General features: G+C 70.8%; 10 protein-coding genes. 1 reads left to right on the top strand and 9 read right to left on the bottom strand.

Annotation, left to right across the window (positions count from 1 at the left end; translation table 11 throughout):
• Position 1: 1 nt before the first annotated feature.
• The 9 genes from ACGFIV_RS23470 to ACGFIV_RS23510 form a co-directional block, all read right to left on the bottom strand.
• Positions 2-1,537, bottom strand: coding sequence for an AMP-binding protein (locus tag ACGFIV_RS23470; RefSeq protein WP_358559662.1), 1,536 nt, complete (start codon positions 1,535-1,537; stop codon positions 2-4).
• Positions 1,538-2,009: 472 nt separating this feature from the next.
• The gene (locus tag ACGFIV_RS23475; protein ID WP_358559660.1) at positions 2,010-3,158 is read right to left on the bottom strand and encodes a DUF3103 family protein; all 1,149 of its coding nucleotides are present in this window, start codon (positions 3,156-3,158) and stop codon (positions 2,010-2,012) included.
• A gap of 508 nt (positions 3,159-3,666) precedes the next feature.
• Positions 3,667-4,818 carry a Fic family protein gene (locus ACGFIV_RS23480; protein ID WP_358559658.1) on the bottom strand — a complete coding sequence of 384 codons (1,152 nt, stop codon included), beginning with the start codon at positions 4,816-4,818 and terminating at the stop codon, positions 3,667-3,669.
• 114 nt (positions 4,819-4,932) lie between these two features.
• Complete coding sequence (lon, locus tag ACGFIV_RS23485; RefSeq protein ID WP_392837632.1) at positions 4,933-7,308, bottom strand: endopeptidase La; 2,376 nt, start codon at positions 7,306-7,308, stop codon at positions 4,933-4,935.
• 188 nt (positions 7,309-7,496) lie between these two features.
• A complete protein-coding gene (locus tag ACGFIV_RS23490) occupies positions 7,497-8,396 on the bottom strand; it encodes an STM4011 family radical SAM protein (RefSeq protein ID WP_392837634.1) in 900 nt (299 codons plus the stop codon).
• A gap of 56 nt (positions 8,397-8,452) precedes the next feature.
• Positions 8,453-9,850 carry an STM4012 family radical SAM protein gene (locus ACGFIV_RS23495; RefSeq protein ID WP_358556553.1) on the bottom strand — a complete coding sequence of 466 codons (1,398 nt, stop codon included), beginning with the start codon at positions 9,848-9,850 and terminating at the stop codon, positions 8,453-8,455.
• Positions 9,851-9,852: 2 nt separating this feature from the next.
• Entirely contained in the window at positions 9,853-10,680 is an 828-nt protein-coding gene (locus tag ACGFIV_RS23500; protein ID WP_358556550.1) for an STM4013/SEN3800 family hydrolase, read from the bottom strand.
• Positions 10,677-11,849 carry an STM4014 family protein gene (locus ACGFIV_RS23505; protein ID WP_392837636.1) on the bottom strand — a complete coding sequence of 391 codons (1,173 nt, stop codon included), beginning with the start codon at positions 11,847-11,849 and terminating at the stop codon, positions 10,677-10,679. Before ACGFIV_RS23505 ends, ACGFIV_RS23500 begins: the two co-directional genes overlap by 4 nt.
• Complete coding sequence (locus ACGFIV_RS23510; RefSeq protein WP_392837638.1) at positions 11,846-12,805, bottom strand: STM4015 family protein; 960 nt, start codon at positions 12,803-12,805, stop codon at positions 11,846-11,848. The genes ACGFIV_RS23505 and ACGFIV_RS23510 overlap by 4 nt, the downstream gene beginning before the upstream one ends.
• 112 nt (positions 12,806-12,917) lie before the next feature.
• Here ACGFIV_RS23510 and ACGFIV_RS23515 point away from each other — a divergent pair, with 112 nt between their 5' ends.
• On the top strand, positions 12,918-14,441 hold the full coding sequence (locus tag ACGFIV_RS23515) for an MFS transporter (RefSeq protein WP_392837640.1): 1,524 nt from the start codon (positions 12,918-12,920) through the stop codon (positions 14,439-14,441).
• Positions 14,442-14,704: the final 263 nt, after the last annotated feature.

Consider the following 14,704-nt stretch of genomic DNA (forward strand, 5'->3'; position numbering starts at 1 on the left):
CTCAGGATCCGGCGGGCCAGTATTCGTCCTTCAGCAGGCGCTTGTAGAGCTTCCCGGTGGGGTGGCGGGGAAGCTCGGCCCGGAAGTCCACCGATCTCGGGCACTTGTAGGCGGCGAGGCGCGCCCGGCAGTACTCGATCAGCTCGGCCGCCAGCGCGGGGCCCGCGTCCGCCGGGTCCGCGGGCTGGACCACCGCCTTGACCGCCTCGCCCATCTCCTCGTCCGGCACCCCGAAGACCGCCACGTCCGCGACCTTGGGGTGGACCGACAGGACGTTCTCCGCCTCCTGCGGGTAGATGTTCACCCCGCCCGAGATGATCATGTGCGAGCGGCGGTCGGTGAGGTACAGGAACCCGTCCTCGTCCAGGTAGCCGATGTCGCCGAGCGTGGTCCAGCCCCGGCCGAGGGGGTCCTGGGACGCGCGGGTCTTGTCCGGGTCGCCGTGGTACTCGAACTTCGGGCCGTCGGAGAAGTAGACCATGCCGTGCCGGCCGGGCGGGAGCTCGTCGCCGTTCTCGTCGCACACGTGCGTGACGCCGAGCAGCGGCCGGCCGACGGTGCCCTTGTGGCTCAGCCACTCCTCCGAGCCCACGTACAGGAAGCAGTTGCCCTCGGTGCCGGCGTAGTACTCGTGGACGATCGGGCCCCACCAGGCGATCATCTGCTCCTTGACCGGCACCGGGCACGGCGCGGCGGCGTGGATCGCGCAGGCCAGCGAGGACAGGTCGTACTTGTTCCGCACGGCCTCGGGGAGCTTGAGCATCTTGATGAACATCGTCGGCACCCACTGCGAGTGCGTCACGCCGTACTTCTCGATCAGCGCGAGCGCCCGCTCGGGGTCGAACCTCTCCATCACCACGATCGTCGCGCCGATCCGCTGGAAGGTCATGCAGTAGCGCAGCGGCGCGGCGTGGTACAGCGGGGCCGGTGAGAGGTACACCGCGTCGGCCGATGGCGCGAAAAGGAACCGCACGAGCTCCAGCAGCGCGCCCGGGGTCTCCAGCGGCACCTTGCCCAGCCGGGGCTTGACCCCCTTCGGCCGCCCGGTCGTGCCGGAGGAGTAGAGCATGTCCGAGCCCTGGCACTCGTCCTCGACGGGGGTCGCGGGGTGCGCGGCCACCGCCGCCTCGTACGGCTCGAAGCCCGGCGCGACGCCGTCCATCATGAGCCTGAGCCGCACCTTCGGGGTGTCCTCCGTGGCCGAGGTCGCGACCTCGGCGAGCGCCGCCGAGGAGATGAAGACCTTCGCCTCGCAGTTGTCCACGATGTAGGCCAGCTCGTCGGACCGCAGGCGGGAGCTGATCGCCGTGTAGTACAGCCCGGAGCGGTGCGCGGCCCAGGCGACCACCAGGAACAGCGGATGGTTCTCCAGCATGAACGCGACATGGTCGCCCGGCCGCAGCCCCGCGGAGCGGAAGAGGTGGGCGAGGCGGTTGGACTCCTCGTCCAGCTCGCGGTAGGTGACCACACGCCCGGAGCCCGCCATGATCACAGCGGGTTTGTCGGGCGTCTGTGCTGCGACTGCTCCCGGATGCATAAAACCGAACGGTACTCGGTCGACTCCCCGGTGGAAAGGATCCGGGCGGGGACCCTCCGCGCGCCCCATCCTGTCATTGACAGGATCGACGCCGCCTATCTACCTTGACTATGAAAGTTGACCCCGGGAGCACGGCCGGTCAGAGCCAGGGAGCAGCCGAGAAGGCGGGCCTGGCCGAACCGAAGGCCGCGGCTTGGGTTCACACACGGCCTCTCGGTCCGTCCGGCGCGGGGGTACGTCCGCGCGCTTTTCGTGTTGAGAAAAGGCGTATTGAGGTACCTCCGGCCAGAACGCCGAATTCGGCTCCGGACACCGTTCCGCCGCGATCGAATTCCCGCCCTGGAAACGCCGTTACGCCCCGGAGAACAGGCATCGACGGGCTGTTGTGTGACGACGGAAAAGCGCCCCCGGCGAGAAGCCGGGGGCGCGGTCATCTTCGGGCCGCTCTATTTGCCGGAGCCGGCTTCGCCCGTTACAGGTAGACGAGGGACATGCCCAGGCCCATACCCTTGGGAATAGCGGCGCACTGGGGCGCCGCCATGACCCGCGTGATGGCGTAGCAGGAGTCGACCCAGTCGTCGGTGTCGATCGTCCAGTCGGAGGGCAGCGCGCCGACGATCTTGTCAGCGACGGAGACGTAGGAGCCGTTCCCGCTGATGACGAGCGCCCCCTCGACGACGGCCTTCACCAGGCCGGACAGGTCGGCGTTGTCATCGCGTTCCATGAAGACGACGTCGACGGCGCTCCACTTGAAGGCCGACCAGTCGATCAGGATCTGGTTGGGCGAGTAGATCACGCCCTCAGTCTTGATGTAGGGCATCTCGACGGTGTCGACCCGGGCCGCGCCATCGACGCCGGCGCCCGCGACCCAGGCGTAGATCTCCGGTGAGCCCTTGTACCACGGCTCGTGGTCGTTGTAGTTGGCGATGCGGCGGATCTGGCCGAGCGGCCGGACAGCCGCCGAGGCCGAAGGAGCGGCCGTGTTGTCCGTCCGGTCGGTCCCGGAGATGCCCGCCTCGGTGAGCTTCCGGCGGAGGGCCTCCCTGCTCAGGGTCGCGACCTTGCTCTCGTCCAGTCCCACGATCAGCACCGGCCGGGCGGGAGCCCGGAAGGCGTCGATCTCGTGCGCGCGACCGGCGGAGTCGTAGGCCGTCACCGTGCGGAGGGCCTTCTCATCGACGGACGGCGTGAACATGACGAGGGCCTTGTCCCCGGCGGCCACCCGCTTGGCCGTGGCGGGGTCGGTCCGCACCTGGAGCAGCGACTCGTTCGTGGCGTCCAGGCCCTTCAGCCGCAGGATGTCCCCGTTGGCGCGGCGGGTGTAGTCGGCGACGTCCCCGGCGCCCGCCACTGAGGCGAACAGGGACGCGAGGTCCGCCTGGCCGTCGTCGGCCAGGTCCCGCGTGATCGTGCCCCGGAACGCCGGGTCGTCCAGGCGCCTGGCCACCTGCTGGGCGAGCGCCCGCTTGTAGCCGTCCATGGTGGCGGCGCGGTTGGGGGCCGAGGAGGCGACCGGCTGCTCCGGGCCGCGCGTGGGGGCGGCCTCGGCCGATGTCGGCGCGATGCTCCCGATCAGGGCGGTGGCCATCGCCAGTGCCGCCAGTCCGGTGAACTTCTTCACGTGTTCTCCTACTGATTAGTGGGAACAGAATGCAGTCGCGAGAACACGAGATGCGACGCCGTCGTCACGACTTCTCACCCGCATCCACAGTCGACGCCGCCACACACCACCACTATGGGAAGCATCTCGAACGGCTAGCGCCTTTCGAAGCAGAGCGGTGGGCGTCGCTCCCACAAAGCTCGCAGGCACGCCTTGGATATGACTTACAATTCCTTGTCAGGAGCTAGTCAGGCGATTGCCAATCAGAAACTAGTCAGATTAAGCGATCTCGGATTCATGCCCGTAACGCCGCATAGTTGGCTCATCGTCAGTGTGGCCTGTTCTCCCACCTACGATCCTTGTCGTGTCCTGGGATGCCTAACCGACCGCGTTGACCGAGCGGATCGCTGAGCCGCTGTTCAATCGACCCGAGCCCCGCTCCACTTCCCTGACCTGCTACGCGGTCTGCCGGCTGACGTGCCACGGGAGAACTGCCGGACGCCGACCCGCTGAGTGACGAGGTCCGTTCCTACGTCCTGCGGCACGCGGAATGCGCTTGGTAGGGGTCGCGGAGCGGCTCGACGCGGGCGGCGAACTCCCCCTTCACCCGCTCCATCTTCGGGCCAGGGGCGTAGAACCGGCCCTTGGTCTCGCCGTACGGGGTGAGCCAGTCGCGGGCGGCCAGCTCGCGCAGGTCGCGCGCCGCCTGGCCCTGGCTCAGCGACTCGTCGGCCTGGTAGGTGCCGCGCCGGAGCCGCCTGCTCACGAAGACCTGGTAGAGCGCCGAGACGCACCGGGGATGGAGCCGCTCCTTGTCGACCTGCTCCTCCAGCACGAGCCACACCTCCCCGGCCTCGGCGAGCCGCCGCCGCACCCGCTGCGCCTGCATGTGATGGGCCCGCAGGCAGAACCGCATCCAGGAGTGCGTCCGATCGTGCGGATCCCACCCGCCCTGCTGAACCTCACGCAGCGCCCGGTAGTAGTCAACGGTGTTCTCCCCCATGCCAAGCCATTCCTCGATAGAGGAGAACTCGGGGGTCAGGATCTGGTCCCGGCCGAGGACCAGTGTTTGCAAGGCTCGGGACATCCGCCCGTTGCCGTCACGCCATGGGTGTATCGCGACAAGGTTGAAGTGCGCCATGGCCGCCCGGACGTAGCTCGGCGCTTGCAGGTCTCCGCCGTTGAGCCATCCCACCAGCTCGTCCAGCAACGCCGGGACGGCTTCCGCGTCGGGGCCCTCGTAGACGACCTCGCCGGTCGCCGAGTTGCGGACGTAGATGCCACCCGGGCGTGGCGTCCCCGGGGTCTTGTCGTGGTGGTGGCCGATCATCATGAAGTTCAGCGCGTGCAGCATGCCGGTGTCGAAGCGGAACGACCGGGCCAGAGAGAGATGGCGGATGTAGGTGAGCGCCTGCTGGTATCCGGCGATCTCGCTGGTCACCGCCGAGGAGGTCTCCAGCGGCTCCTCACCGAGCATGATCGACTCGATGTCCTCGACACTCGCGCGGTATCCCTCGATCGTGTTGGAGCCCTGGATCGCGCGCGCCTGGAGCTGGCGCCTGAGCTGGCCGTCCCACCGATGGGACTCCGCGAGACGGTACTTCAGGTCGCGGCGCATGTCCTCGATCTCGCCGAGAACGGCCTTGTCGGCAGGATCCAGCTCTGGTGTCCCGTACAGCATGCCGTCATGACAGCATGGACGAATCATCCTGTCAAGCGACAGGATGATTCGTCCATATTTGTCCGCGCGGGCCGTCAGAGCCGCGCGGACCCGGCAAGCCCGTGCCGGGCCAGGTCAGGCGGCGGCGGGCTCCGCGACCGTCGCGGGGGTCAGCGCGATGGCGAGCACCTCGCGCACGTCGCTCACCGCGTGGACGGTCAGCTCCTCGCGCACCGCCTCGGGCACATCGTCGAGGTCGGGTTCGTTGCGCGCGGGGATGAGCACCGTGGTGATGCCCGCCCGGTGAGCGGCGAGCAGCTTCTGCTTGACCCCGCCGATCGGCAGCACCCGCCCGGTGAGCGACACCTCGCCGGTCATCGCCACGTCGGACCGTACGGGGCGGCCCGACAGCAGCGAGGCCAGGGCGGTGGTCATCGTGACGCCCGCCGAGGGGCCGTCCTTGGGGATGGCGCCCGCCGGGACGTGGATGTGCACGGACCGGTCCTTGAGGGACCCGACCGGCAGCTCCAGCTCGGCGCCGCGCGAGCGGAGGTAGGACAGAGCGATCTGCGCCGACTCCTTCATCACCTCACCCAGCTGGCCGGTGAGCGTGACGGCGGTGGAGCCGGTCTCCGGGTCGGCCAGCGACGCCTCGACGTAGAGGACGTCACCGCCCGCGCCGGTGACCGCGAGCCCGGTGGCCACGCCCGCCACCGCCGTACGCTGCGCCGACTCGGGCAGCGAGGACTCGGGGACGTTCCTCGGCCTGCCGAGGTAGCCCACCAGGTCGCCCGGCCCGACGTGCACCGGCAGCGCGGCCCGTTCGAGGGCCGCCCGCGCGGTGACCTTGCGGAGCACCCGCGCGATCGACCGTTCCAGCGAGCGTACCCCCGCCTCGCGGGTGTACTCACCGGCGAGCCTGCGCAGCGCCTCCTCCTCGACCGTGACCTCCGAGGAGGTCAGACCGGCCTTTTCGAGCTGCCGGGGAAGCAGGTGGTCACGGGCGATCGCCACCTTCTCGTCCTCGGTGTAGCCGTCGAGCGTCACGATCTCCATGCGGTCGAGCAGTGGGCCGGGAACGGCCTCAAGGACGTTGGCGGTCGCGAGGAAGAGCACGTCCGACAGGTCGAGCTCGACCTCCAGGTAGTGGTCGCGGAAGGTGTGGTTCTGCGCGGGGTCGAGGACCTCCAGCAGGGCCGCCGTCGGGTCGCCCCGGTAGTCGGCGCCCACCTTGTCGACCTCGTCGAGCAGGACGACGGGGTTCATGCTGCCGGCCTCGCGGATGGCGCGCACGATGCGGCCGGGAAGCGCGCCGACGTAGGTGCGCCGGTGGCCGCGGATCTCGGCCTCGTCGCGGACGCCGCCGAGGGCGACCCGGACGAACTTCCTGCCCATGGCGCGGGCGACCGACTCGCCGAGCGAGGTCTTGCCGACCCCGGGAGGCCCCGCCAGCGCCAGCACGGCGCCGCTGCGGCGCCCGCCCACCACGCCGAGCCCCTGGTCGGAGCGGCGCTTGCGCACCGAGAGGTACTCCACGATGCGGTCCTTGACGTCGTCGAGGCCGGTGTGGTCGGCGTCCAGCACGGCCCGGGCGGCGGCGATGTCGTAGGAGTCCTCGGTGCGCTCGTTCCACGGGATGTCGAGGACCGTGTCCAGCCAGGTGCGGATCCAGCCGCTCTCGGGCGACTGGTCGGAGGCGCGCTCCAGCTTGTCGACCTCCTTGAGCGCGGCCTCCCAGACCTTCTCGGGCAGATCGGCCGCCTCGACGCGGGCGCGGTAGTCCTCCTCCTCGGAGGCGGCCTCGCCGTTCAGCTCGGCCAGCTCCTTGCGGACGGCCGCGAGCTGCTGGCGGAGCAGGAACTCGCGCTGCTGCTTCTCCATGCCCTCCTGGACGTCCTTGCGGATCGTCTCGGCGACGTCAAGCTCGGCCAGGTGCTCGCGGGCCCAGTCGACCAGCAGGGCGAGGCGCTCCGCCGGGTCGGGGTCCTCCAGAAGCTCGACCTTCTGGGCCGTGGTCAGCCACGGCGCGTAGCCGGAGCTGTCGGCGAGCTCCGACGCTTCCTCGATCTGGTTGATGGCGTCGACGATCTGCCAGGCGCCGCGCTTCTGCATGATGGTGGTGGCAAGGGCCTTGTACTGCTTGGCCAGCTCCCCGGCGCGCTCGTCGGCGGCGACGGCCTCCATCGTGGTGGACTCGACCCACAGGGCCGCGCCGGGCCCGGTGGTGCCGGAGCCGATGCGCACCCGCTCGACACCGCGCACCACGGCGGCGGGCTCGCCTCCGGGAAGCCTGCCGACCTGCTCGACGACGGCGGCGACGCCCACCGCGCCGTACTTGCCGTCGATGCGTGGAACAAGCAGCACCCGGGGCTTGCTCTGGTTCGAGGAGGCCCGGGCGGCGTCGATGGCGGCGCGCACCTCGGTGTCCGACAGGTCGAGAGGAACGACCATGCCGGGGAGGACGACCTCGTCGTCGAGCGGCAGCACCGGGAGGATCAGGCTCTGACTCATGCGAACTCCAAAGGTTGAGTTACATGCACTCAATTAATGAGAGCCCACGATTGTTCCCAAGACTGCGCTTGTTCGCTGCGAGCGATCGTAATTCTGTAATCTCCTAGGCCGTGACGCGCGGATGTCCCTCGCCGACCCCACACGTTCAAAGACGACCACCGGCCCGACGCGAGACCCGGCCACCACGTTCACAGGCGGCCAGCGGGCCGAGGGTGAGGGGGCGGGTTGGGCGGCCAGGCGTGTGGGACGCGTTCCAGCACCCCGCCGGCGTAGACGTCGTAGAGGCCGAGCGGTTCCAGGTGCACGTACCCGATGTGGCAGTCGCACGTCGCCAGCGGGCAGGCCCTGGGACGCAAGGCCTCACGGAACGACCCGTCGTAGAGGTTGCCGATCACCGAGGGCACGAAGTGGCACCGCCGGACGGTGCCGTCTCCCGCGACCGAGATCACGCTCTCCCCCGTGCGGCACGGCAGCCCGGCGCTGGGATGAGGGTCACGGCTGTAGGCGAACAGCGGGTCGATCTCCTGCCAGCCGGCCGCCTCATCATCGCTGTAGAGGTGACCTTCGGCGGCGTTCACCCACAGGTAGGTGGTCGCCGGGAGGTCGGCGCGGAGCCGGCGCGCGTGGCCGAGGTGCTCGGGAAGGCCGACGATGCCCACGCTGTGCCGCACGCCTCGCGCGGCCAGGGCGCGGCATCTTCCGAGGAACCGGTCATAGGTCACCTGACCGGGGTGGAAGGTCACCCAGAGGGCCAGCCGGTCGCGATCGGCCTCCTCCAGCCAGTCGAGGCGGCAGCTCAGGTTGGTCTGGATCGCCACCCGGCGCACGTGCGGGAGATGGCCGAGCATGACCATGGCCCGGCGATACCACGACCGGACCAGGCCCTCGCCCCAGGGCGTGAACAGCACCGAGATCGGGTGGTCCTGCTCCTCGACCCATCCGGTGAACCGCTCCAGCGCGGCCCGGTCCTCGCGAAGCCGCGCCGGAGAGTCGCGACGCTTGGCGAAGGGGCAGTACGGGCAGTCGTAGTCGCAACTGGCCAGCGGCCCTCGATACAGAATCGACAGATGGCCGTCCGGCTCCCTCACGTCACCACTCCAGGCATCCCGCACCGCTCACCGCTCCTCCCATGGCCACCAGCGGGTCAGCGCTCCTCGTAGCGCGCCATGAGCTCGCGGACGCGGGGGGAGAACAGGGCGGGGCCGATCGCGTCCGAGTGCGCGAGGCCCTCGGCGGTGAGCCGCGACACGCCGCCTGGCGGGCCGGCGCCGGGGATGCTCTCCAGCCAGCCCCTGCTCGCGAGCTCGCCGAACTCGGCCGCGAAGTCGGAATGCGCGTCGGTGCCGAACCTCTGCCGGTAGTCGTCGCCGTCGAGTCCGCCGGCCTGCAGCAGTGACTGGACCAGGTGCCGGCGGCGACGCTCGTCGTCGTCGAGCCGGAACCCGACGTTGGTGACCGTGAACTCCTCGCCCGGAAGGCTCACATAGTCGTCGATGATCGCCCGGACGTGACCGGCGCCGACCGCGTACTCGAAGGAATAGTGCAGCTCACCGGTGTAGGAGCGGGCACCGCAGCCCAGCCCGACCATGCCGTCGGACTGGCAGCGGTAACGCGCCGCCCCGCCCTGCGGCACGGTCGTCGTCGCGTCGACCGGCTCCCCGGACCCGGGCAGGCGGAACATGCGCATCGAGACCTGCTCATAGCCGGCCGCCAGCAGGTGGTCCCGGCCTTCGCGGTAGAGGGTCAGACGGTGGTCGTCCCAGTCGCGGGCCCGGCGGCCGAGGCCGGTGAGCGGACGTACGTACAGCGGGTAGAGGTAGATCTCCTCCGGCCGCCAGGCCAGAGCGGCGTCCAGGGAGTACCGCCAGGACCGCGTGGTCTGGCCGTCGATCCCGTAGATCAGGTCGATGTTGAGCGCGGGGAAGCCCACCTCGCGGATCCGGCCGAGCGCCGCCTCCACCTCCGAGCGCTTCTGCGGCCGTACGGCGGCGCGGGCCTCGGCGTCGACGAAGCTCTGCACGCCGATCGACAGCCGGGTGGTCCCGCGCTCGGCCAGCACCCGCAGCCGGTCGGTCGTGGCCGTCGCGGGCGAGGTCTCGACCGACAGCGGGACCACGCGCGGGCCGGCGCCCATCGTGCGCTCGGCGATGTCGAACAGCCGGGTCAGCTCGCCCGGCGTGAGATAGGTCGGGGTGCCGCCGCCGATCGCACCGGCCGCGAACCCCGGCTCGGTCAGGGCGTCGCGTGCGGCCCTCGCCTGGCGTTCGAGCGCGTCGAGGTAGGCGGCGACGAGCTCCTCGGGCGCGCCCGTACGGGTGAACAGGTTGCAGAACCCGCAGCGCATCTCGCAGAAGGGGATGTGCAGGTAGAGAAAGAGCTGATCCGTCGGCTCCGCCGCCCAGACCTCGCGCAACGACGGCCGTGGTTCGAGCGGGCGATAGGCAGTCTTGTGCGGATAGGCATAGACATACCCCTGATAGGGGCTCTCGGATCCCTGCTCGGCCCCCTGAGAGGGCCGGCCCGGCGCGGCAGGCGCGTTCACTTTCACGTCCACTCCCCTACTTCCATGAGGAACTCCCCGTAGGGGACGGTCCACACGACCTCGTGGCCGATCCGATGGCCGACATATCCGCCTTCTCCGTATGCCGTGCCGTGGTCGGAACAGACGATCGCGAAACACGGCCGCCGCTCGGTCATGAGGGCGAACAGCCGCCCGATGTGCCGATCGACGTACTCCAGCGCGGCGGCGTGGCTCTCCCGGCTGTCGCCGTCCTCCCGCGTCCCGTCCGGAAGGAAGAACCAGTTGGGCTGGTGGAGCGCCGACACGTTGACGAACAGGAACACCGGCCCCCCGTCCCCGGCCGGGGTGGCGGACCGGGCCCGGAGGACGGTCTCGGCCCGTTCGATCTGCGCTTCGAAGGACGTCGGCGAGGTGACCCCGAACCCGGGCTCCCAGTGGCTCTCGGCGAACATCCCCGGAAGGGCCGAGCCGAGCTCGGTGAGCTTGGAGAAGAAGCCGACCCCGCCGACGCAGACGGTGTGGTAGCCCGCCTTCTCCAGCCCGCTCGGCAGGTCGGGGGCGTCGAACACCCAGGTCCCCCCGGCCGTGGTCTCGCTTCCGGGGAACCTCGCCGCGAACGGACGCGGATGCGGGCCGGGCTCGACCGGAGTCGGGAGGAACCCGGCGAGGATCGCGGCATGCGCCGCGTAGGTGAAGCTCCCCGGGCTGTGGCGGCGCTCCCACCGGCCGCCGGGCAGCGCTCTGGCGAGGTTCGGCAGGCGGCCCTCCTCGGCGAGCCGGGCCGCCACGTCGTAGCGCAGTGTGTCGAGCGTGACGAGCAGGATGTCGTGCCCGCCCACGATCGCGTTCATGTCGCGCACGCCGGCGCTCCTTCGGCCCGCGAGCGGTCGCGCCCGGAGGAGGCGGGACCCATGGCGAGGGCGCTTCCGGTGAGCACCGCCTCGACCTCGGCCTCATAGGTGGAAAGGCCTTCTGCCCCGCTGCCGGGCAGGCCCGTCAGCCCGGGAAGGAGATCGCCGAACGCGTTGACCTCGGCCACCGCGAACCTCTTCCAGCCCACGCCGAGCAGCAGGTCGACGCCGACCGCCAGGCTGCCGGGGAAGCAGGCCGCCGCCTGCGCGCACACCTCCATCGCGCGATCCCACCGGCGCGGCCCGAGCGCCTCACGCACCACGCCCAGATCGCCCCGCACCCCGCCGAGGTGCAGGTTGGTCATCGGGGTGCGGCTGGCGCGCACGACGACGTGGGTCGGCACCCCCGCCACGACGACCACCCTCAGATCGATCACCCGCCCGCCGGCCGACGCCTTCGGGAACCACCGCTCGACGTGCAGGCCGTCGGGGGCGAGCGCGTCGATGATCGCCGCGACGTCGCTGTCGCCCTCGTAGGTGCGCACGCGGAGCGAATTGCGCAGAGCGGAACGCGCGCCGGCCGGGACGCCCATGGGGTCAGGAACGGCCGACGTCGTGGCCCTGACCCGGCCGCCGGCCGCGTGCAGCGCCACCACGCCCGACGCCGAGGAACCGTGCGCGGGCTTGACGAACACGCGCGCCCAGCCCGCCGCCTCCATGCGGTCGCGGAGCTCGCCGTAGGAGCGGACCGGGCCCGGCAGGGCGGGCGGCACCGGCACGCCCGCCGCCGACAGCCGCGCGTGGCAGCTCCGCTTGTCGAACATCACCGCGATCTCGCCGAGGTCGCCGAGCACCACGGCTCCCGGAGCCCGCGCGACAGCCCGGCGTACCCGGTCGAGGGCCCAGAGGAACGTGGCGTACCAGGCGGCGCCGCCGCCCGCCCGAGCCGGATCACCCGGCCCTCGCAGCAGGGCGTCTGCCTCGGGGTCCTCACCGGGAGAGTCGACGCGGACGAGGGTGCCCGGCTCCAGGCGGATCTCATCGCCGGAGAGCACGGACGTCCAGGGCAGGACGGCCGGATCGGGCAGCCCGCGTCCTCGCGTGGCCTCGCCGAACATCGTCACCCGCCGGTCACCCGGCGTGCCCACGACGGTGAAGGCGACGGTCATTCGGCGACCGCGACATAGCGCCACTCTTCCTCCGGCTCCTTCTGCTCCGAGAGGTCGACGTCGACTCCCGGCAGAGCCTTCGCGACCCGCTGGACCATGTCGTCACCGAGAAAGTGGTGATGCAGGTCGAGCCTGCGCAGGTGGGTGAGCGGCTGACCGCTGAGCAGGGCCTCGGCTCCCGCGTCGGTGAGCACTCCCATGGCCAGGCTGAGCGAGGACAGGCGGGCGACGACGGGCGCGGAGGCCACCGCCTCGGCCAGCTGGTCCTGGATCTCCGTGTCCTGCAGGCCCAGGTGCCTGAGGGAGGGCAGCCGCTCGCCGGACAGGATGGGCGCCAGGTCGGCCACGGTGGTGTCGCCGCCGTACTCATCGATGCCGAGCCACATCTCAAGGCATTCGAGGGCGGGGAGCTCGCTGTCGCCAACGGCGCGGACCACGCGCGCGGGGAGGCCGCCGGACTCGAAACGCAGGATTCTCAGAGCGTCGTGGCGCACCGGGCTGAGCTTCAGCCCGTCGCCACCGCGGACCTCCAGCCTCTCAAGCCGGGGAAAGGCGCGCAGGAGCGGGGTGACGTCACCCTGCTTGATCCACGAGATCTCGCACTCGTCGGACGTGATCGCGCCGAGGAAGATCGAGCGCAGCGCCGGAAACCGGTCGGCGTTGTCGGCCAGCAGACCGATCGGCAGATCGGCGCGGACATCCCACGGGCTGTCCCAGGATCCGATCACGATCGCCGTGACCTCGGTGGAGTCCACGGCGTCCATGAAGCGGGCGAACTGCCGCTCGAACGTCTCATCGGAGTCGTAGTCGTCGTCGATCCCGAGCCGCCAGGCCGCCTCCCCGGCACCCGGCAGCGCGCCGCCGTCGTCGTCCTCGGGCGCCGGGGTGACGGGCAGGCCGGCGTACACACCAGCGCGAAGGCCGCCGACCTCGTCGGTGAACTCGGCGTAGTCCATGCGGGTCTCCAGTAGCAGGGGGTTAAGTAGGGCGAGATCTTCCTACCAGAGGGCACCGACAGACCGGGACCGTGGGTTCTGAGCGTGTCGCGCGTCCAGCATTATGGACAGCATGGACAAAGGCGGCATCCGCGTGAGCTCCCCCAGCGGACGGTGGATCCTGTTCACCACCGTGCTCGGGTCGGGGATGGCCTTCCTTGACAGCACGGTCGTCAACGTGGCGCTGCCGAAGCTGGGCGAGGACCTCGGTGCCTCGATGTCCGGGCTCCAGTGGACGGTGAACGCCTACACCCTCACGCTGGCGGGGCTGATCCTGCTCGGCGGCTCCCTCGGCGACCGGTACGGCCGGCGCAAGATCTTCGTCATCGGTGTCGCCTGGTTCGCCGTCGCCTCGGCCCTGTGCGGGCTCGCCCCCGGCATCCAGACGCTGATCGTCGCCCGCGCGCTGCAGGGGATCGGCGGGGCGCTCCTCACGCCGGGGTCGCTCGCGATCATCCAGTCGTCCTTCGCCCGCGAGGACCGTCCCCGTGCCGTCGGCGTCTGGTCCGGCCTCGGCGGCGTGGCCGGCGCGATCGGCCCCCTGCTCGGCGGCTGGCTCGTGGAGACGGCGGGCTGGCGGTGGGTCTTCCTGATCAACCTGCCCATCGCGGCCCTGGTGGTCGCCACGGCCGTACGGCACGTTCCCGAGACCCGCGACGAGACGACCACCGGGCGGTTCGACGTGCTGGGCGCGGCGCTCGCCGCCTTCGCGCTGGCCGGGCTGACCTACGGGCTCATCGAGCGCGGCTCAGCGGTCCCGCTGGTCGCCGCGGTCGCGGGCGTCGCGCTCGGAGTGGCGTTCGTGGTGCTGGAGGCGCGCCGCTCGCGGATCGGCCCGGTGTCCCCGCTGGTCCCGGTCCGCGTGTTCGCCTCACGGGAGTTCACCGCCGTCAACATCGTGACGTTGATCATGTACGCGGCGATGGGCGTGGTCTTCTTCCTGCTCGTCGTGGAGCTCCAGGTCGCCGCGGGCTTCTCCCCCGTCGCGGCCGGATGCTCGATGCTCCCGGTCATGCTGCTCATGCTGCTGCTGTCGCCCCGCGCGGGCGACCTCGGCCGGCGGATCGGGCCACGCCTGCCGATGACCGCCGGCATCCTCATGTGCGCGGGCGGCCTGCTGCTGATGAGCAGGGTCGGGCCCGGCTCGTCGTACCTGCTCGACGTGCTCCCCGCGGTGACGCTCTTCGGGGTCGGGCTCTCCGCCGCGGTCGCCCCGCTCACCGCGACGGTGCTGGCCACCGCCGAGGAGCGCTACGCGGGGGTCGCCAGCGGCGTCAACAACGCGGTCGCGCGGACGGGGAGCCTGCTCGCCGTCGCCGCCATCCCCCCGCTCGTCGGCCTCACCGGCGCGGCCTACACCTCGCCGGTCGCCTTCACCTCGGGTTTCCGCGCGGCCATGCTGGTCAGCGCCGCCATGATGGCCTGCGCCGCGGTCCTGACCTTCGTCACGATCAGGACCAACGCGCTCCGCGAGCCCGAGCGCAGGGCGGCCTGCGAGCTGGGAGCCCCGCCGCTGGAGCCCACCGAGCCCACCGAGCCCGGCGGCGAGACCGGCACCGGCACGCCGGGAGCCCACCCCACGTCAAGGCCGGGCTAGCCGCGGCAGGCGCCGATTCCCGGTCAGCGGCGCCAAGGAGCCGCCGCCAGGACCGCGCGGAAATCGGCCACAGATCTGAATTGGTTTCAATGTGCTTCTCGGGGAGGCCCGGGATAATAGCCGCATGCGTGTGCTCAGGTGGATTATCGCCTTGCTCACCGTCGCTGCCATGTCGCCGGCCAGGCTTATGGGACCACCGAGGGTGGTTTTCTGCCACGAGCATGGGACCACCCGGTTGCCAGTGATGGGACCACCCCGCGTGT

Origin of the sequence: Sphaerisporangium sp. NPDC049003, from assembly GCF_043197795.1 — a bacterium.
In the GTDB taxonomy this organism is placed as follows: domain Bacteria; phylum Actinomycetota; class Actinomycetes; order Streptosporangiales; family Streptosporangiaceae; genus Sphaerisporangium.

What these genes read in the sequence shown, in the direction of transcription:
- ACGFIV_RS23510 (WP_392837638.1), bottom strand. Translation starts at nt 12,805, where the DNA reads ATGGACTACGCCGAGTTCACCGACGAGGTCGGCGGCCTTCGCGCTGGT.
- ACGFIV_RS23515 (WP_392837640.1), top strand. Translation starts at nt 12,918, where the DNA reads ATGGACAAAGGCGGCATCCGCGTGAGCTCCCCCAGCGGACGGTGGATC.
- lon (WP_392837632.1), bottom strand. Translation starts at nt 7,308, where the DNA reads ATGAGTCAGAGCCTGATCCTCCCGGTGCTGCCGCTCGACGACGAGGTC.
- ACGFIV_RS23505 (WP_392837636.1), bottom strand. Translation starts at nt 11,849, where the DNA reads ATGACCGTCGCCTTCACCGTCGTGGGCACGCCGGGTGACCGGCGGGTG.
- ACGFIV_RS23500 (WP_358556550.1), bottom strand. Translation starts at nt 10,680, where the DNA reads ATGAACGCGATCGTGGGCGGGCACGACATCCTGCTCGTCACGCTCGAC.
- ACGFIV_RS23470 (WP_358559662.1), bottom strand. Translation starts at nt 1,537, where the DNA reads ATGCATCCGGGAGCAGTCGCAGCACAGACGCCCGACAAACCCGCTGTG.
- ACGFIV_RS23480 (WP_358559658.1), bottom strand. Translation starts at nt 4,818, where the DNA reads ATGCTGTACGGGACACCAGAGCTGGATCCTGCCGACAAGGCCGTTCTC.